The sequence below is a fragment of the Moorena sp. SIO4A1 genome (genome assembly GCF_010672065.1).
In the GTDB taxonomy this organism is placed as follows: Bacteria; Cyanobacteriota; Cyanobacteriia; order Cyanobacteriales; family Coleofasciculaceae; genus Moorena.
Window position 1 is genome coordinate 276,667 of record NZ_JAAHHX010000007.1, and the last position, 17,433, is coordinate 294,099.

The following is a 17,433-nucleotide window of genomic DNA, read 5'->3' on the forward strand; positions in this document are numbered from 1 at the left end:
ATTTTCTAGTCTCAATTTTTACTTCTCAATGTTAAATTTTGACTAAATAGTTAACAACTTAGTGATTGTTCCTGGTACTGGCAAAATAATACTGACTAAAATCAACAAGGCTATAATTCCGCACAAATCTCGCCAGTTGTCAAGTTCGGAAACATCATTAAGGGCTGGTTCATCTGCCACTGGCATGAATAAAATAATAATTGCCCACAGGAGTAATTCTGGCTGGATAAATACTAGGAGCATCATTAAAAGCCGGGTAATTTGACCAATGGTCATACCAGTTCTTTGACCCAACATGGCATGGACGATATGCCCACCATCAAGTTGCCCCACTGGCATTAAATTGAAAGCAGTAACAACTAAACCGACATAACCAGCGACTGCCACAGGATGAAGGTTAATGGCTGTGTTGGAGACAAATTCACTGCCCAATGCCCATTTACTTAGTAAGGTGAGCAAAAAGGAAAATCGGGGATTGAGGGATTCTAGGTTCAAGATTCCTGAAGAGTCAGACAAAGGCACTACAGTGGAATGGGCTAATCCCCACATTAGGATTGGTAGGGTAACCACGAAGCCAACTAGTGGACCAGCAATGCCTATATCAAATAAGGCTTTACGGTTAGGAACAGGAGAGCGTATATGAATAAATGCTCCCAATGTTCCCAAGAAGAAAAAGGGTATCGGGATAAAGTACGGCAGAGTTGTACGCACCTTGTAAACCATTGCGGCAAAATAATGACCGAGTTCATGAATGCTGAGAATTGCCATTAAGGCCAGGGCATAGGGCAGTCCTTGCAGTAAAAGCGCTGGGTCAGTAAGGGGATTTTCTGACACTCCAGCTATCTGAGTGCCCATCCAGGTGGTGGTAAACAAGGTAATGAGCATCAGACCCAATGCTAAACCAGGTCGCGTTAATGATTCAGACCCCCTGTAAGGTTTGGTTGATTTTTTGGTATTGGGCACTAGAGCAAAAAAGGGTTTGCCGCTAAAGCTTTCTTGAAAGACTACGAAGAAGCGATCGCCAAACTCAGCTTCTATATTTGACCGCACGGTACGGTAGGCTTGCTCTGGGTTAGTGCGGAGTTTGCCGCGACACAACACTACTTGAGGTCGGTACTCAATATTTTGGAGATAGTAGATTCCCCAGGGAAAACAATTTCTCAGCTCTGTTTCTTCTTCTCTAGTGATGGGACGAAGGCTTGACTTTTCAGTTGCCGATGAAATTTTGGCGACCGGGTCTGAGGTAGTTGTTTTAGTCGGATTCTCTTTGGTCATTGTTGAATTGGGAGCTGGGCGTCCCCACTGAATCAGCAGCCAGTACAACGGCAAGCAAATGACAAATGGACCGAGCAATAGGGCTGGTGGTATTGGTGTGTTCTCACCATTGAACAGAGTCCAACCAATCCAGACTAGTGGTGGAATCATCATTACCAGCCACAGTAACCAGACTGGTGTCTGAGTGAGGCTAGCAACGCTTCGCTGGATAACGAAGTAAGTGATCACAGCGAGTAAAATAAATGTAAATGGGAGTAGCCAGAGTTCCATGATTAAAGATCACACCGTCTACTAAAAACTACAATTAAACTACAAGCATTGTGCAACCCGATACTCCAGCAAAAGGCGATTTTGATTTTACGCCAAGCGGATCGTCTAATCAGCAACCTGCTGCATCCAAGCCACCACGCCTTGTTCTAGATACCATTTTTGCTTTTCCACCCAATCGAGATACGTTAGGTGGTACGGCTTATATTATTGTAGGAAATTCCTTCAACCTATTGATTGATTGTCCTGCCTGGAATGAGACTAACCAACAATTTTTGCGTGAGCAAGGGGGAGTCTCATCACTGGTAATTACCCATCGGGGTGGTATTGGTAAAGCAAAGGAAATTCAGGAGAGTATGGGGTGCCAAGTCCTGATTCAAGAACAAGAGGCTTACTTACTGCCGGGATTAGACCTAGTTACATTTCACCAGGAGTTGACTATAAATCCCTACTGCTACGTCATTTGGACTCCTGGTCACTCTCCTGGTTCTTCTTGTCTTTACTACACTGGTGCCGGGGGTGTGCTATTTTCTGGGCGTCATTTGCTTCCTAGTAAACAAGGAGAACTGTTGCCCCTGCGAACCCCGAAAACATTTCATTGGCCGAGACAGATTCGGAGTCTGCAATCGTTGCTTGAGCGTTTTACCCCAGAGACTCTTCAATTTATCTGTCCTGGTGCCAATACTGGTTTTTTGCGAGGCAAAGGCGTGATTGACCAAGCTTATCAGCGTTTATCAGCAAGTTTGGGCGAAGTTTAAAAACCCAGAAGAGCTATATATCTGACGCCCTGACCCCCTGATGCTCTGACGCCCTAATCTACAGATAATCTAACTTGCCTTAGCAAGAAAAGTATCAGAGGTTAACAACTTGATTGCTTCCTGATACTGAGTATCTGCTTTTGTTCCCACTTCGCTCAAACTAATTGCTTCTAAAGGCACTTCCAAGTCTGGCTCAATCCCTAATTTATTAATATCCCGGTGATTGGGGGTCTCGTACTTGGCAACGGTAACTGCTAATCCTGACCCATCTATTAGTTCAAATAAGGACTGAATTAACCCTTTGCCAAAGGTTTTTTCCCCGACTAGCTTTGCCCTACCATTGTCCTGTAAAGCCCCAGCTAGAATCTCACTAGCACTGGCGCTGCCTTGATTAACTAATACAACCAAGGGGTCTTCCGTAAGAGCGTCACCATAGGCTTCAAAGCTACCAATGGTGCCTTGGCGGTTAACGGTGTAAACAATAGTGCCTTGATCTAACCAGAGGCGAGCAATTTCAATACCTGCCTGCAAGAGACCCCCTGGATTATTCCTGAGATCAAGAATATAGCCATCTGCACCCATCTCCTTGAGTTTAGCAACGGCGTGGGCAACTTCCATTGGGGCGTTGGCACTAAATTGAGACAGGCGAATATAACCGACTGGGTCTCTATTGTCCTGGGTATCGAGGACAGAATACACTGGGTTTAGGGAAATGCGATCGCGTACTATTTCCACCAATTTTGGCTGTTCTTTCTGGCTTTGAATCTTCAAGGTAACTGTTGTACCAATTGGTCCACGCATCCGCGCTGCCGCTTCATCTAGAGTCATGTCCCTAGTCAGCATGCCATCAATTTCTAGGATGTGATCCCGTGGTCGGATACCGGCTAAATCCGCTGGTGATTGAGCAATTGGGGTGATTACTTCTAACTGACCAGTTTCCACATCAATGGCAATTTGTAGCCCGACACCGGAGAGTTCACCAGAGGTGCTGATTTGCAAACTATGATATTGTTCAGGTCTGAGCAATCGTGTGAAGGGATCCCCAAGACTCCCTAACATTGTTTCTATGGCAGTATAGGTAGCTTCACGATTAGGCAGCCGCTTTTTCAAGGTCTTCTGACGTAACGACCACCAATTTTGATGGTTAAAGGTATCATCAACGTAGGATTGAGAGACAATCCGCCATGCTTGGGAGAAAAGCCTTTCCTCCTGAGAGAAGGCAGCCGCTTTTGGTGTCCAGCAGGCAGACAATAGCATGATTGGCAAGATTAGTAACAGTCCAACCCACAAGGATCGTTTGTGCATGATCAAAATTATTAGAGTACTTGTTAAGTTATATTACCTGTAACCGCTATCAGGTATAATATTAGGGCTGTAACCGCCAGAGTTTACGGCAAATTAATGAAGCAAGTCATGTTAAAATTAACATCATGTAACATATAGGCTGTATTCGTTGTAACTTAGGGAGTTGAAGACTCCGACATTCAACGTCTGACGGCAAAATCCTTTCGGAAACTCTGGCCTCATGTTTTCTAAGCAAATCACTGACTCGAAAGTATACGACTGGTTTGAGGAGCGTCTGGAAATTCAGGCACTTTCCGATGACATCACTTCAAAGTACGTACCTCCCCACGTTAATATTTTTTACTGCCTGGGTGGAATTACTCTAACTTGCTTTATAATCCAGTTTGCTACTGGATTTGCCATGACCTTCTACTACAAGCCGACGGTCGCTGAGGCATTTAGCTCTGTACAGTACATTATGACTGAAGTGAGCTTTGGCTGGCTGATCCGCTCTGTTCACCGCTGGTCTGCCAGCATGATGGTGCTGATGATGATTCTGCACGTCTTCCGGGTCTATCTGACTGGTGGTTTCAAAAAGCCCCGTGAACTGACCTGGGTGACAGGGGTAGTTTTAGCAGTAATTACAGTCTCTTTCGGTGTGACTGGCTACTCCTTGCCTTGGGACCAAGTTGGTTACTGGGCGGTCAAGATTGTATCTGGCGTTCCTGAAGCTATTCCCGTAGTTGGTTCTTTAATCGTCGAACTGCTGCGCGGTGGTACTAGTGTAGGTCAGGGTACTCTGAGTCGCTACTACAGCCTACATACCTTTGTTCTACCCTGGTTTATCGCTGTCTTCATGCTGCTGCACTTCCTGATGATTCGCAAACAGGGCATTTCTGGTCCGTTGTAAATCTGTACTGACTAAAAGTCAGGAAAGTGTTAAAACTAAATGCAAACCTTCCTGCTGCCACCTGCTTACCTTTACTTATTAAGGAGAATAATTTAAGCAATGTCAGTTCTTAAAAAGCCGGATCTAGACGATCCCATTTTACGTGCCAAACTAGCCAAGGGGATGGGTCATAATTATTATGGCGAGCCAGCTTGGCCTAATGACCTCCTCTACGTTTTCCCAGTGGTAATCATGGGTTCCATTGCTCTATGCATTGGTTTAGCTGTGCTCGATCCAGCTATGATTGGTGAGCCAGCAGATCCCTTTGCCACACCGTTAGAAATCCTCCCGGAATGGTATCTATATCCTGTTTTCCAAATTTTGCGGATTCTCCCTAATAAACTTTTGGGTATTGCTGCTATGGGATCAGTTCCCTTGGGTCTGATGCTGGTTCCCTTCATCGAAGGTGTTAACAAATTCCAGAACCCATTCCGCCGTCCAGTGGCAACTACGGTATTTTTATTTGGTACCCTAGTCACCATCTGGCTTGGTGTTGGTGCTACCTTCCCCATTGATCAGTCTTTGACTTTGGGTCTGTTTTAAGATAAGCCTAACCATCAGGCTGATCCTACAACTAGAGTTTGAACAAGACGTGAGACGCATTCCCCCACCTCGTCCAGGTGGGGGTTAGTCCACGCCAACAACAATAGCTAAAAACCTAAAACATCAATCAATCTATTGTCGTCTACATTTTTAGAGGTTAAAATATTAACTAACAATAGAATCATAGACTAGTGAAAACGCCGACCAAAGTCATCAGGACTGATAAATGGAAGCTTAATCCGTCTCCCGGACAAAAAATCTTGTTTTCGGAGACGGTTAAAGTTTATCGTCAGGCTTGTAGGTACTTAGTCGGTATTATCTATACTCATTGGTCTGAGCTTGGTGGCTTGACTGCTGTACAGCTAACTCCTGCTGTCGAAAAGTTGATGCATAAAACAGCCAAGCGTCCAAATATCAAATATCCACAATTCAACAAGGCTTTTTACAAGTTCCCTAGTTACTACCGTCGAGCTGCGATAGCATTTGCCGCTGGACAGGTTAGTAGTTATGTGACTCGATACCGTGAATGGCAGTCTGGTAGTCGAAAAAGAAAAGATAGCAAGCCACCAAGATTAAATGCTGATACTGGCTGCTATCCAGCTTTGTACAAAGGTCAATGTTACAAGCTACATGGTTTTGACCAAATCGAAATCAAGGCTTTTAATGGTAAAGATTGGGTTTGGACTACAGTTCAAATAACTGGTCTAAGAGAGCGTCATAAGATAGCTACAAACAAGATGATGTCCCCTTCGTTGATTTTTAACGTACGGTACTGTCATCTGTCTGTTCCGTTTACTTGCAAACCAGAAAAACGCCAGCCATTGGCTAACATAACTGCGGTAGATTTAGGGATTAATACTACCGCTACCGTAGCAGTTGTAACCCATAGTGGCACTGTAATCCATCGTGATTTTATTCATCTTGGAAGAGACATAGACCGCAGGGACAAACGACTAAAGTCCGTATCAGCAAGAGCATCGAAAACGATGGGAAAAGGAGGAAAACTACATAAAGGTTTTTGCTCTTTGACTTATCAAAAATGCCAAAGAATCAATAACCAAATTGGCCATATTGTTTCCAAGCGGATTGTTGAGATTGCTGAAAAGTTTAACTCGGAAGCCATTGTATTCGAGAATCTTAAAGGGTGGAAGCCCATTGGTGGACGAAAGCGGTCTAATTTAAAACAAAGATTCCACGGATGGCTCAAGGCAAAAATCCGCGACTTCACAGAAATGAAATGGGCTGAATTGGGTGGAAAAGTGATAGAAGTCGTTGCGTCTTATACCTCTAAACTTGCTTTTGATGGCTCTGGTACGGTTAAGAGAAATTCTCAAAAATACTCTTTGGCAACCTTCCCTTCAGGTAAGCGGTTTAATGCCGACTTAAACGGCGCTTACAACATCGGTGCTAGAGGTGTGTTTAAACTCACTCGCAGAAATGACGGTGAGGGTCGTTCCAGCAAAAGTTCTGGACGACCACCTAGAAGCTGGGTTTGCTTGTGTGATTTGTGGGCTGCGGCTAGCCCTAGATTAGCATAAGACACCACCACCTGGCTATCGCCACGCTACGCGAACGGTGATAACCAGGTGGTGGAAGCTTCATCTAGAGTTTGTGGGATTTCCAGTGGTAGCGTGATTAGTCCTGTAAAAAAGCTTTTCTGAAAATCCCACGTACTTTGAGCCGTGGGATTTTTGCTTGATAGGAATTTCAAAGAATTTCCTCAGTGCCAAGAACTTGTAACCCTGTCTCCCATGGCTACAAGTTCTTGGTTCTTTTTCCCTAATATCCCTAATGCTTTTAGAAATAGTTCGAGGGTAAGATAGGTGAATCGAATTCAAAACTAACGAATTTGAGCGACACACAGAAAACCGCATCTAACTACGTATTCATTTTCCTAGAGATTTTTGAGTGTGAAGGGGGCATCCAATCCTACGTCAAAGATATTTTCCAGGCATATTTGTCTGTTGCTGCTAAGACTGTTACCAGTTCTAGCGCTCAAGTATTTTTGCTGCGGGATGGTATTGGTTGTGACAATCCCTTTGATGTCTACCCACTCAAATTCCATTACCTGAAAACTAAGTCTCCTGTGCTAGGGCGTGTTCGCTTAACAATAGCGCTATGGTTTTATTTATGGCAAAAACGTCCCAAGCATGTTTTCTGCGGTCATATCAAACTGGCTCCCCTGACTCAGCTGTTGTGCAATAGTCTGGGGATTCCCTATACAGTTTTGACCTATGGCAAGGAGGTTTGGCAACCCTTACCCCTAAAAGAACGTAATGCCCTAGACCGGGCAGCAGCAATTTGGACTATCAGTCGTTACAGTCGCGATCGCGCTTGTGCTGCCAATAAGCTAAATCCTGAAAAGGTAAAGATGTTGCCTTGTGCTGTTGATGGGAATACTTTTACTCCTGGTCCGAAATCACCAGCCTTAATCGAAAAGTATGGTCTGACTGGTGCTAAGGTGTTGATGACTGTGGCCCGTCTGTGGTCTGGGGATATTTATAAAGGAGTAGATGTTACCATTCAAGCACTTCCTGCGATCGCAAAAATCTTTCCAGAGGTTAAATATCTAGTCATTGGTCGTGGTGATGATCAACCGAGACTGGCACAGCTAGCGAAAGATTTGGGTGTTGCCGAGCGGGTGGTTTTTGCTGGTTTTGTCCCTACACCAGAATTAGTGGAACACTACCGAGTGGCTGATGCCTACGTCATGCCCTCTCAAGAAGGCTTTGGGATTGTATACCTAGAGGCCATGGCTTGTGGTAAACCTGTCCTTTCTGGGGATTCTGATGGTTCTGCTGATCCGTTGCAAGATGGTCAGCTTGGTTGGCAAGTTCCCTATCGAGACCCTGATGCAGTTGCTGCAGCTTGTATTGAAATTCTCAAGGGAGAGGATCAGCGCTGTGATGGTGAGTGGTTACGAGAACAATCCCTAGGGTTATTTAGTAAAGAGGCTCTGACAAAGCGGTTAAAAGAGTTCCTCGATTTTGCTTAAACATTGTTCTGGTTCCCGTACATCCCTATCCTTCTTAGTAATAAAGCCAGAATCAAGCCTGGGAATAGGGAAAGCTTGGTTTATGGGTTTTCAGCTTTGGGTCACAAGCCCCTCGTGGAGCATAAGCAGCGAGGGGGAGTTGCCCTTCAAGTTAAGGCGAATCTGAACTAGGATATAACTACCCGATCATATTTGTTATTGTTAAAAGAAAACAGTGAATCAAAATACCCCGAGACAGTTTCAGTTCAACCTGTCAGGTATGGGCTGTTGGCTAGCGTTCTTCTTAACTTGTTTCTTGCTAGGCACAGTTGGCTTGGGATGGGTAGTCAATGGTTTTTTGATTTTGATTGCTTTTTTAATCATCTCACCAGTGATTGCCTGGTTCGGAGTTCGCTGGTGGCTCAGACGTAATCTAGTGGAAGATCAATGTCCAGTCTGTGCCTATGAGTTTACTGGGTTTAATAATACCCAGTGTCAGTGCCCCAGTTGCGGGGAAGTTTTGAAGATAGAACAGGGTCGTTTTAAGCGCTTAACAGCTCCAGGTACAATTGATGTTGAAGCGGTTGAGGTATCGGTTGAGCAGATTGAAGATTAGAGCATTGACTAATCAACCATAGACTTCGCCGCAGTTGTCAGGCAAAAGGCTTGCACCCAAAAGCCTTACGTACAATAATTATTGACTGTTGAACTTTTCATTCTGCACGCTGGTACTAGGGAGTTTTAGTGATCGATAAGGTATAAGGATGCTGTTCACCATTGCGATCGCCGACGTAGAATGAGTAGCTGCCTTGCTCCCAATATCCCATTTTAACAATATTCCCCCCAGATAAATTATCGGCCTGTGTACATGAGGTACCATTGGGCTCCTGAATCAATAGAGTGGGCTGGCCCTGGCTTTCTAGGTTGAAGCGCAAGTAGGTAAAATCTTGGTTCAAATTAATGACATGATTGGGCTGGTTACTAATCATACCGCATTGGCTCTTGTTTGATCCTCCAGAGTTTCCAGTAACTACGATGGGATCAGGCTGGAATTCAGGCTCAAGGTTGATGGTTTCGGCGCTGGCGACACCAGCGCTACTTAAGCATACAGCTATGGTGATCGGAACAATCATCCAGTGTGGGAATAGTTTAGTCATTGTCATCCCCTAAAGTCTTCTGATCTATTACTAATACACTTGTTCTAGATTACTTGACTATCTCCATTTGAATTTGTTTCGGGTAAGCTATCAGCTATCAGCTATCAGCTATCAGCTATCAGCTATCAGTTATCAGCTATCAGTTATCAGCTAGCATTAAAATGCTGAAGGCTGAGGGCTAAGGGCTGAGGGCTGAAGGCTGACTGCTGATAGCTGACGGGTACCTCACCCAATTTAAAACTGCTATATAATGATGAGGCTTGATTTCATAGCAGTTCAGTGCTATTGCCTTGCAGTTAAGTCTAGACATAGTTAAACATAGTCATCAGGTGTTTGCAAAAAAAAATGGTATCAAGCAAAATCTGCTATAATCTCGGGGAATTTGCTTACTGATCCTTGAAATCAGCGTTTAAAGTCATTACAAAGCAACCATAAGCAGCCTGGTAATTAAATATGGCTAGCCCCACTCTAAAAACAGGTCAACATCGAGAAGGTAGCTGGTATTTTCCGCTGCGACTGAACTTGGTTCTGCCACTGGTGACTAGGCGTTGCGTGGCAGCGCTTTTGGAAGTATCGCTGGTAACTACTAGTGCATTGCTCCCTTACGGGATTGGTTTGTATGCAGAAAAATACTCGAAGGCAGAACCGGTTCCCCTTAACCCAGTGTTGGGGGCAACCCAGAATGCGATCGCAAAAACTCTAGCTTACCCGCGCCTACAACTAACCAAGCGAGTCACTCCCCTGACCAATTTTTTTTGGTGTGCTTCGTTAGTGATGCCAGTAGGAGTAACCCTATGGCAACTTTATCTGCTGGGAAAAACTGGTCAAACTATTCCCAAAGGTTGGTTTGGAGTGCGAGTGGTTACCGCTTCGGGAAAACCGCCTGGTTTGATCGGTGCGGTGTGGCGTGAGGCAGTGGGACGCTGGGGATTACCACTGGGAAGTGCTTATCTACTCTGGCGCTACACTGGAGCGTTTCCCGACTTGTTAATTTTGTTGGGATTGGCAGGATTGATGCTATTGGCAGAGAGTTTTAGTTCTGTATTAAATGCTCAACATCGCAGCCTCCACGACTACATAGCCGGAACTTATGTGTCGGATTCCTCTCGGTTGCTCTTGCCGTACTGGTCAAGTTTTGAATCCTCCCCCTCACCAGAGTATGAAGAGGTTGAGCTAGAGGAGGAAACTGATGGGCAATGGTCTAATCACCAGAAAGCTACCTGGGGTTACCGTAGCGCAACAGTTAATCCCATTACCCTGTACTCAAAATCTCAACAGCACTCCCCCAATCTTTGGTTGTGGATGCGCCGAAATCCTGGTCTTACTCTGCTAATTGTTACCTTTGGCGGGATGGGTTCTGTACTCGGCACGTTTGTGGGTACCCAAATCTATATTCAAAGTCAGGCCAATTGGCGAGCGTTCAATCAGCAGAAAAATCAGGTCTTTCTGACCTTAGTGAAACAATTAAGCTCCACTGATAGCACTGCTCAAGAAGAACGTATGGGATCAATTCTGGCTCTAGGTAGGATAGACGACCATCGTGCTGTACCGTTTCTGGTGGATTTGCTGGGTCAGGAAAATACCCCTAGCTTGATTGATACCCTCCAACAAACCTTGGTCAGTAAAGGTGTTCAACCCCTTCCCCATCTACGAATATTGAATCAATCTTTGGCCAACGACCAGAAAACCCTAACCAGGGAAGGTAAACCAGGGGTTGGGGGAGTGCTAGCGGTGCGGCACCGAGCAACTAAGCAAGCTATCTCGAAAATTCTGACTATCTACGACGGTCAAGTGCATAATGCTAACCTGAGCTATATTAACCTCAGTAAGGTTAATCAGGGTTATGGCTATTTTAATCCAATTCTGAACAATCTGAATTTGTCGGGCATTAATTTCCGCTACGCTAATTTGTCCGGTGCTAATTTGCAGGGTAGTCGCTTCTATGGCCCTGGTGAGGATGAACATTTTGGCACTTTTGATGATTGGGTCAGTGACTTTAGCGGAGCTGATCTCAGAGAAGTTAACCTAACTGGTGCTATTCTCGACAATGTCTTGATGAATCGCACCAATTTAATCGGGGCAACCCTGAACCGAGCAAGGTTTTATAACGGTAGCCTGATCGGTGCTAATCTCAGCAGTGCCCAGCTGATTAATGCTGATTTCCGTAGAGCTATCTTAGAAAATGCTAGCCTCACAGGAGCTAATTTGGGGGAAGCAAAATTCAGTCTCTCTAGTCTTCATGGTGCTCGTTTGGGCAAAGTTAGTGCTGTGGGGAGTGATTTCTCTTCTGCTGATTTAAGTCAATCAAGCTGGCAAGGAGCGAATCTTTCTAGGGCAAATTTGAGTAATGCTAATCTCAAAAATGTTGATTTCAATTCAACCCAATTGGTAGGGGCTAATTTACGCAATGCCCAGCTGTACAATGCTAAGCTACGTCACGCTAATCTAAGTGCTGCGGATTTGCGAGGGGCTAATTTAGCTGGAGCAGATTTTCTGGGAGTTACCTTTGCTATGGCTAAACAAACTAAAGGTAATCAATTTATTACTTTGCCTCCACCTAAATCGAATTTAGCCCGGATCAAGGGGGTTGATTTTGCTAATGTTAAAAATTTAGATGAGCAGCAACTTCGATATATTTGTACCTATGGTGGACTTCATCCTAGATGTTTGTGACACTATTTTAGAGTAGGGAGTAGGGAATAGGGAGTAGGGAGTAGGGAGTCGGGAGTAGGGAGTAGGGAGTAGGGAGTAGGGAATAGGGAATAGGGAACAGGGAATAGGGAATAGGGAGTAGGGAGTAGGGAGTAGGGAGTAGGAATAAAATCATGTTTACCTGATAACTATGAGAAACGCTATAAAGTTTTAATCATATAAATTGACCACGAAAAAAATCAGCCTACTTGATTTTTTTCTATTGTCAAAAAATTAGCGATGCTCTGAAAGAGCCGCTACGCGAACGCATAAATTCAAAAGCTACTGAGTCGATTCAGTATATTCGAGTTGACTTGAGTTGAAAACCCCCTTAACCAGAATAGATTGCTTAATGGATTGCGTTGATTTAAAGTTAACTATCAACAGTTAACAAAACATCAACCTGTATATAGCGGTTTCTATTATAATCAAATAATTTTTACTTTCTTGCCTGTTCCCTGTTCCCTATTCCCTGTTCCCTATTCCCTGTTCCCTATTCCCTGTTCCCTGTTCCCTTTGCTATATTAGTTTCACCGCAGCAATTAAGCTAATATGAGCGAGAAAGCAGCCATCATTAGAATTAGGATTGAGGAGTTGAGGAAATGGGTAATGCTATTGGTTTATTGTCCACACTAGGAACGCTGGTGCTGGGGAGTCTGGCTAGTTTAATGATTAAGTCGCAACCAGCATTTGCTCAAGCTGCCTACGGAAGTTATGTGGGAATCGGTCCTACCTTTGGTATTACAAAGGATGATGATGGAGAAGGTCAGCAAATTGGTGGATTAATTGCGTTTCGCTACAAATTCCTAGAAATCCCGATTTCCTTCCGGACACAAGCCCTGATTGGTGCTGGCACTGCTATTGTGCCAACAATTAGTTACGATTTCCCCCTTAATTGGCAAACCGATGCTTACGTGGGAGCAGGGGCTGTATTTGCTAGCGGTCACTCTCCCTCACCAGTAGGAGATAAAACGAGTTTTGCTATACAACCTGGTATTGATTTTATGATCCCTAATAGCCAAACGGTTTTGTTTGGTAATGCGATTATTGCTTTTGATGCCTATCGGGAGGGTGGCGGCGTGGCTGCTTCTGTTCAAGGTGGATTTGGTTTAAGATTTTAGTTTGAATCGTCGGGAGTCGGGAGTCGGGAGTCGGGAGTCGGGAATAGGGAGTAGGGAGTAGGGAGTAGGGAATATGGCATCAAAAATTCTCACAATTCCGACACGGATTGCTATATTACTTTATAATCACCTGGCGTTAGCGATGGTGTAGTCTTGACCATGCCAGGCTTTTGCCTTGATCAAGGATAGTTTGGATTGGGAAAATGCGTTCGCGTAGCGGCTCTTTCAGAGCATCGCTCTTTTCGTTTTGCTCTTTTCGTTTTGCTCAGAAGTCCTGAATCGAGTAATATAGCAACTCTCATAGTCATAAAGTACACAGGATTTTTTCCGTTCTCCCTGCTCCGAAGTCCCTGCTCCGAAGTCCCTCCCCTCTCCCCAAACTCTTCGCCCTGTTTGCTTCAATTCAAAATAGCCCCGTCCGGTATAGTTTCCTGTTTCATTGCCCAAAACTTGCTCAGTACATGAATTTGCTTTAATCCCACTATTAAATTTAAGCCAGGTATAAAAATCCACCACACTACCAGAGGTTCTGTCATTCCTTCTCGTCGATACAGTTCGTTTACTGTGCGATAAAGCCTAAACTGCACAATGTAAATCCAAACTATACCGACCAGGGAAAACCAACCAAACCAGCCAGGAACATCGGGATCTAATATCCATAAGGCTTGTGGAACGGCGACACCTAAAACGAAAGGTAGTAAGCACAGGGTACCGGACCAACCATAACTGTTATAGTGTCGCAACTCTTCCTGAATGATCCACTTGTACCAACCGTAGTACAACATTAATGTGGCTACCGATAGCAGCATCACTTTTACCAGAGGACGGGGTTTACCAAGAGGTTGGTCAGACATAAGCCAAAACTATTGCATCGGAACATCAGTCTGTATTGTAAAATCCCTTAACAAAAATTAATACAATTGGTAAAATAACAAAGCGTTGGACTGAGGCACAGCAAGCACAAACACCATGGTAAAAGCACAAATTGGGATTATTGGCGGTAGCGGACTTTACAAAATGGCTGCTCTCAAGGATGTGCAGGAGGTACCGATTGACACCCCCTTTGGTCCTCCGTCCGATGCGTTGATGGTGGGAACCTTAGAAGGAACTACTGTAGCTTTCCTAGCTCGTCATGGTCGCAATCATCATTTGATGCCTTCGGAGTTACCCTTCCGAGCCAATATCTATGCCATGAAGCAGTTAGGCGTGGAGTATATCATTTCTGCCTCAGCAGTAGGTTCTCTCCAGGAAGAGGTCAAACCCTTAGATATGCTGGTACCGGATCAGTTTATTGACCGCACGAAGAATCGGGTTTCGACCTTTTTCGGGGAAGGGATTGTGGCTCATATTGGGTTTGGACACCCGGTGTGCAACCAACTGGCGGGAATTTTAGTGGATGCGATCGCAAGTTTGGAGTTACCAGAGGTGACCGTACATAACGGTGGGACTTATCTGTGCATGGAAGGGCCAGCATTTTCCACGATGGCGGAATCTAATCTCTACCGGAGTTGGGGCGCAAAAGTAATTGGCATGACCAATTTGCCAGAGGCCAAGTTAGCACGGGAGGCGGAAATTGCCTATGCTACCCTCGCCCTAGTCACGGATTATGATTGCTGGCATGAGGATCATGACCATGTCACCGTGAATATGATACTTGATAATCTACAGCGCAATGCGATTAATGCTCAGAAGGTGATTCAAGAGACAGTGCGCCGGTTAGTTGAAAATCCACCCGTTTCTAAAGCCCATTCCGCCTTGAAGCATGCTATTTTCACTCCCTTAGATCAGGCTCCAGAAGCAACTAAGGAGAAGTTGGAGTTGATATTGCGGAAGTATTTGTAAAATCGCAAATATCGAAAGGTGGCGCAGGATATATATAGCAATTTTCTTTCCCATGAGGTACAAAGGGATCCCCCTAAATCCCCCTTAAAAAGGGGGACTTTGAGGTTGATAATTGTACCTCATACATGCAATAAACGCTATATATAGCGTTTTTATCAAGGGAGCAGGGAGCAGGGACTTCTGAGAAAAATAGGTACAAGGGAATAGGGAACAGGGAAAAGTAGGAAAGAGCTTGGATAATTTTTTCCCACTCCCCACCCTCCCCAAACTTCCCACCCTCCCCGCGCCCCCGCCCCACACTCTCCCTACTCCCTACTCCCTACTCCCTACTCCCTAAAACCCAAAAATTAATACCTCACCCCAATAATAATTGCTATTAAAAATGAGAAATGATCTACAGCAATCCCTAAATCGAAGTTATATAGACCCCTCGAATCTGAGTATTTTCCAAAGAATTCTCTTAACGACAGATGGCACAGTAACCGATATGTTGGAAGCCTATCTGTTTGAACAGATTCGTCTAGTTAAGTTGTCGGAAGAATTGGTAACGACAACTGATGATATAGATCCAATGCAATTAAATAAAGGAAGCTCAGTACTTGATAGGAAAATACTATTACAGGGTAAAATAAGTCGCAAGAATTATATCTATGCTGAGTCAATTATTGTTATTGATCGTCTAGATGAGTACTTTCAAAAAGATTTACTTAAAACTAAAACCCCCATTGGCAAAATCTGGCGAGAGCAGAGATTCGAGACCTTTAAAGAAATTGTGGATACTGGAAAAAAGCCAGCTAAGGAATTAGCTGATTATTTCGATATTGAACCGGAAGCAAATTTACTGTTTCGTACCTATTGCGTCTTTTCTAATCGCCAATCGGTGATGATGATTAGTGAATATTTTCCTGAAAGCTATTTTTTGAATAGAGTATAGGGAGTAGGGAGTAGGGAGTAGGGAGTAGGGAGTCGGGAGTAGGGAGCATGTCAACTTTGTAATTAGGTACATAGATCCCCCCTAACCCCCCTTAAAAAAGGGGGGAATTAGATTGAAAAGTCCCCCTTATTAAGGGGGATAATGGGGGATCTGAATCAGGGATTAACAAAACTGACATGCACCCGTAGGGAGTCGGGAGTCGGGAGTCGGGAATCGGGAGTAGGGAGTCGGGAGTCGGGAGTAGGCAGTCGGTATAATCAAAGTTATAATTTTAATTTATGATTGCTGAATAATTAAACTGAACTATGAAACTAACCGGACAGCAATATAAACAATTAACCAATGCTTTAGTTGATGCTTTCCGTTCAAAACAAGAACTTGCTCAATTAGTTACATTTGAGTTCAGCAAAAAGCTAAATGAAATAGCAATGGGTGATAATTTAAGAGCAATAGTTTTTAATTTAATTCAAACCGCAGAAGCAGAAGGATGGGTTGATGAATTAATTGAAGGTGCCCGTAAATCAAATCCAGGTAACCCAGCTTTATTGGCCTTTGCCGAAGAGTTTAATCTTGCTACTCCTATGCCGCAACCGGATTCGGGCGCTGGGACGGGCAGGAGCACCCATATCCTCCACCTCTCGGACCTCCATATCACCACCCCTGAGCAAGCTACCCTATGGTCAAACCAACTCGCCGACGACCTCAGCTACGAACTTAAAATCCCTCACCTTGATGCTTTGATCCTATCCGGTGATATCGCTAATTATTCCACCGCCGAAGAATACGACGCTGCACAACAGTTTCTCGACAACCTCCGCCAAGACTTCCCCCTAGACCCAGAGAAAATTGTTCTAGTTCCGGGTAACCATGACCTAAACTGGACACTAGCAGAAGAGGCTTATGATTTACACGATCGCGAAAAATACCAAGGTAAACTCAAACAGGGTCACCAGATCAAACGTGAAGAGCTGATCCCACTCAGAGACAAAGCCAAATGCCAACAACGCTTTGCCCACTTCAGCCAATTCTATGAAACTATCAAAGATCAACCCTATCCCCTGGAGTATGACCAGCAAGCCATTATCGACCATCTCCCAAAGCAAAACTTGCTGATCCTAGGACTAAACTCAGCTTGGGAACTGGATAAGTACTTGAGAGCTCCTGCTAGCATCCACCGAATTGCTCTGACCAATGCCCTAAACCAGATTCGCCGTAACCCAGACTACCTAAACTGCCCATTGAAAATAGCGGTTTGGCACCATCCCCTCAATAGTGACGGAAGCGATCGCATTACTGACCAAGGATTCATCCAACGATTGGCCGTTGCTGGATTCCGCTTCTTCCTCCACGGGCACATCCATAAAGCCGAAACCAACCTTTTCCGTTACGACCTCAGTCCAGGTGGACGCAAACTCGACGGAATTTGTGCTGGCACCTTTGGGGCACGGACCGTTGAACTACGATCCGCTTATCCCTGGCAATATAATCTACTGAAAATTAACGATAAACAGCTCACTGTCCACACTCGCCGTCGCGAAGAACCCAATGGTGCTTGGAAACCTGATTCACGCTGGAGTCAGGGTCCGGGACAAGGTAATTTGGATTATTATTCTATTGAGTTCTAATCAGTTTTGGCAC

At 44.6% G+C, this 17,433-nt stretch carries 16 protein-coding genes; 11 read left to right on the forward strand and 5 right to left on the reverse strand.

Features of this window, described 5'->3' with window-relative positions; all coding sequences use genetic code 11:
• Positions 1-42: 42 nt before the first annotated feature.
• Positions 43-1,545: a site-2 protease family protein gene (locus F6K53_RS07865; protein ID WP_293066147.1), complete on the reverse strand. Its 1,503-nt coding sequence runs from the start codon at positions 1,543-1,545 to the stop codon at positions 43-45.
• Between the two features lie 50 nt (positions 1,546-1,595).
• Here F6K53_RS07865 and F6K53_RS07870 point away from each other — a divergent pair, with 50 nt between their 5' ends.
• The gene (locus F6K53_RS07870) at positions 1,596-2,300 is read left to right on the forward strand and encodes an MBL fold metallo-hydrolase (RefSeq protein ID WP_293047662.1); all 705 of its coding nucleotides are present in this window, start codon (positions 1,596-1,598) and stop codon (positions 2,298-2,300) included.
• A 69-nt stretch (positions 2,301-2,369) separates the two neighbouring features.
• Here F6K53_RS07870 and ctpA read toward each other — a convergent pair whose 3' ends face one another.
• Positions 2,370-3,605, reverse strand: a complete 1,236-nt coding sequence (gene ctpA / locus F6K53_RS07875) for a carboxyl-terminal processing protease CtpA (protein ID WP_293019720.1) — start codon at positions 3,603-3,605, stop codon at positions 2,370-2,372.
• Between the two features lie 220 nt (positions 3,606-3,825).
• Here ctpA and petB point away from each other — a divergent pair, with 220 nt between their 5' ends.
• The 5 genes from petB to F6K53_RS07900 all read left to right on the forward strand — a co-directional run bounded on the left by petB (position 3,826) and on the right by F6K53_RS07900 (position 8,666).
• Positions 3,826-4,494: a cytochrome b6 gene (gene petB, locus F6K53_RS07880; RefSeq protein WP_070391575.1), complete on the forward strand. Its 669-nt coding sequence runs from the start codon at positions 3,826-3,828 to the stop codon at positions 4,492-4,494.
• A gap of 99 nt (positions 4,495-4,593) precedes the next feature.
• Positions 4,594-5,076, forward strand: a complete 483-nt coding sequence (petD, locus tag F6K53_RS07885) for a cytochrome b6-f complex subunit IV (protein WP_075897229.1) — start codon at positions 4,594-4,596, stop codon at positions 5,074-5,076.
• Positions 5,077-5,267: 191 nt separating this feature from the next.
• Positions 5,268-6,614 carry a transposase gene (locus tag F6K53_RS07890; RefSeq protein ID WP_293019724.1) on the forward strand — a complete coding sequence of 449 codons (1,347 nt, stop codon included), beginning with the start codon at positions 5,268-5,270 and terminating at the stop codon, positions 6,612-6,614.
• A 311-nt stretch (positions 6,615-6,925) separates the two neighbouring features.
• Positions 6,926-8,071, forward strand: a complete 1,146-nt coding sequence (locus F6K53_RS07895) for a glycosyltransferase family 4 protein (protein WP_293066153.1) — start codon at positions 6,926-6,928, stop codon at positions 8,069-8,071.
• Positions 8,072-8,285: 214 nt separating this feature from the next.
• Complete coding sequence (locus tag F6K53_RS07900) at positions 8,286-8,666, forward strand: hypothetical protein (protein ID WP_293065745.1); 381 nt, start codon at positions 8,286-8,288, stop codon at positions 8,664-8,666.
• A 115-nt stretch (positions 8,667-8,781) separates the two neighbouring features.
• Here the strand turns inward: F6K53_RS07900 and F6K53_RS07905 are convergent, their stop codons facing one another.
• Positions 8,782-9,207, reverse strand: coding sequence for a hypothetical protein (locus tag F6K53_RS07905; RefSeq protein ID WP_293019728.1), 426 nt, complete (start codon positions 9,205-9,207; stop codon positions 8,782-8,784).
• A 453-nt stretch (positions 9,208-9,660) separates the two neighbouring features.
• On the opposite strand from F6K53_RS07905, the gene F6K53_RS07910 reads away from it, so the two are divergent.
• The gene (locus F6K53_RS07910) at positions 9,661-11,880 is read left to right on the forward strand and encodes a pentapeptide repeat-containing protein (protein WP_293066156.1); all 2,220 of its coding nucleotides are present in this window, start codon (positions 9,661-9,663) and stop codon (positions 11,878-11,880) included.
• Positions 11,881-11,887: 7 nt separating this feature from the next.
• Here F6K53_RS07910 and F6K53_RS07915 read toward each other — a convergent pair whose 3' ends face one another.
• Positions 11,888-12,034 (reverse strand): hypothetical protein, encoded by a 147-nt coding sequence (locus tag F6K53_RS07915; RefSeq protein WP_293066159.1) that lies wholly within the window; start codon positions 12,032-12,034, stop codon positions 11,888-11,890.
• Between the two features lie 466 nt (positions 12,035-12,500).
• Here F6K53_RS07915 and F6K53_RS07920 point away from each other — a divergent pair, with 466 nt between their 5' ends.
• Positions 12,501-13,019, forward strand: a complete 519-nt coding sequence (locus F6K53_RS07920) for a hypothetical protein (protein WP_075897241.1) — start codon at positions 12,501-12,503, stop codon at positions 13,017-13,019.
• A 398-nt stretch (positions 13,020-13,417) separates the two neighbouring features.
• On the opposite strand, the gene F6K53_RS07925 is transcribed toward F6K53_RS07920, so the two are convergent.
• Positions 13,418-13,873: a hypothetical protein gene (locus F6K53_RS07925; protein ID WP_293019732.1), complete on the reverse strand. Its 456-nt coding sequence runs from the start codon at positions 13,871-13,873 to the stop codon at positions 13,418-13,420.
• 115 nt (positions 13,874-13,988) lie between these two features.
• Here F6K53_RS07925 and F6K53_RS07930 point away from each other — a divergent pair, with 115 nt between their 5' ends.
• The 3 genes from F6K53_RS07930 to F6K53_RS07940 all read left to right on the forward strand — a co-directional run bounded on the left by F6K53_RS07930 (position 13,989) and on the right by F6K53_RS07940 (position 17,420).
• Positions 13,989-14,861, forward strand: a complete 873-nt coding sequence (locus F6K53_RS07930; protein ID WP_293066163.1) for an S-methyl-5'-thioadenosine phosphorylase — start codon at positions 13,989-13,991, stop codon at positions 14,859-14,861.
• A gap of 382 nt (positions 14,862-15,243) precedes the next feature.
• Positions 15,244-15,795, forward strand: coding sequence for a chorismate pyruvate-lyase family protein (locus F6K53_RS07935; RefSeq protein ID WP_293080320.1), 552 nt, complete (start codon positions 15,244-15,246; stop codon positions 15,793-15,795).
• A 305-nt stretch (positions 15,796-16,100) separates the two neighbouring features.
• Positions 16,101-17,420, forward strand: coding sequence for an effector-associated domain EAD1-containing protein (locus F6K53_RS07940; protein WP_293066169.1), 1,320 nt, complete (start codon positions 16,101-16,103; stop codon positions 17,418-17,420).
• Positions 17,421-17,433: the final 13 nt, after the last annotated feature.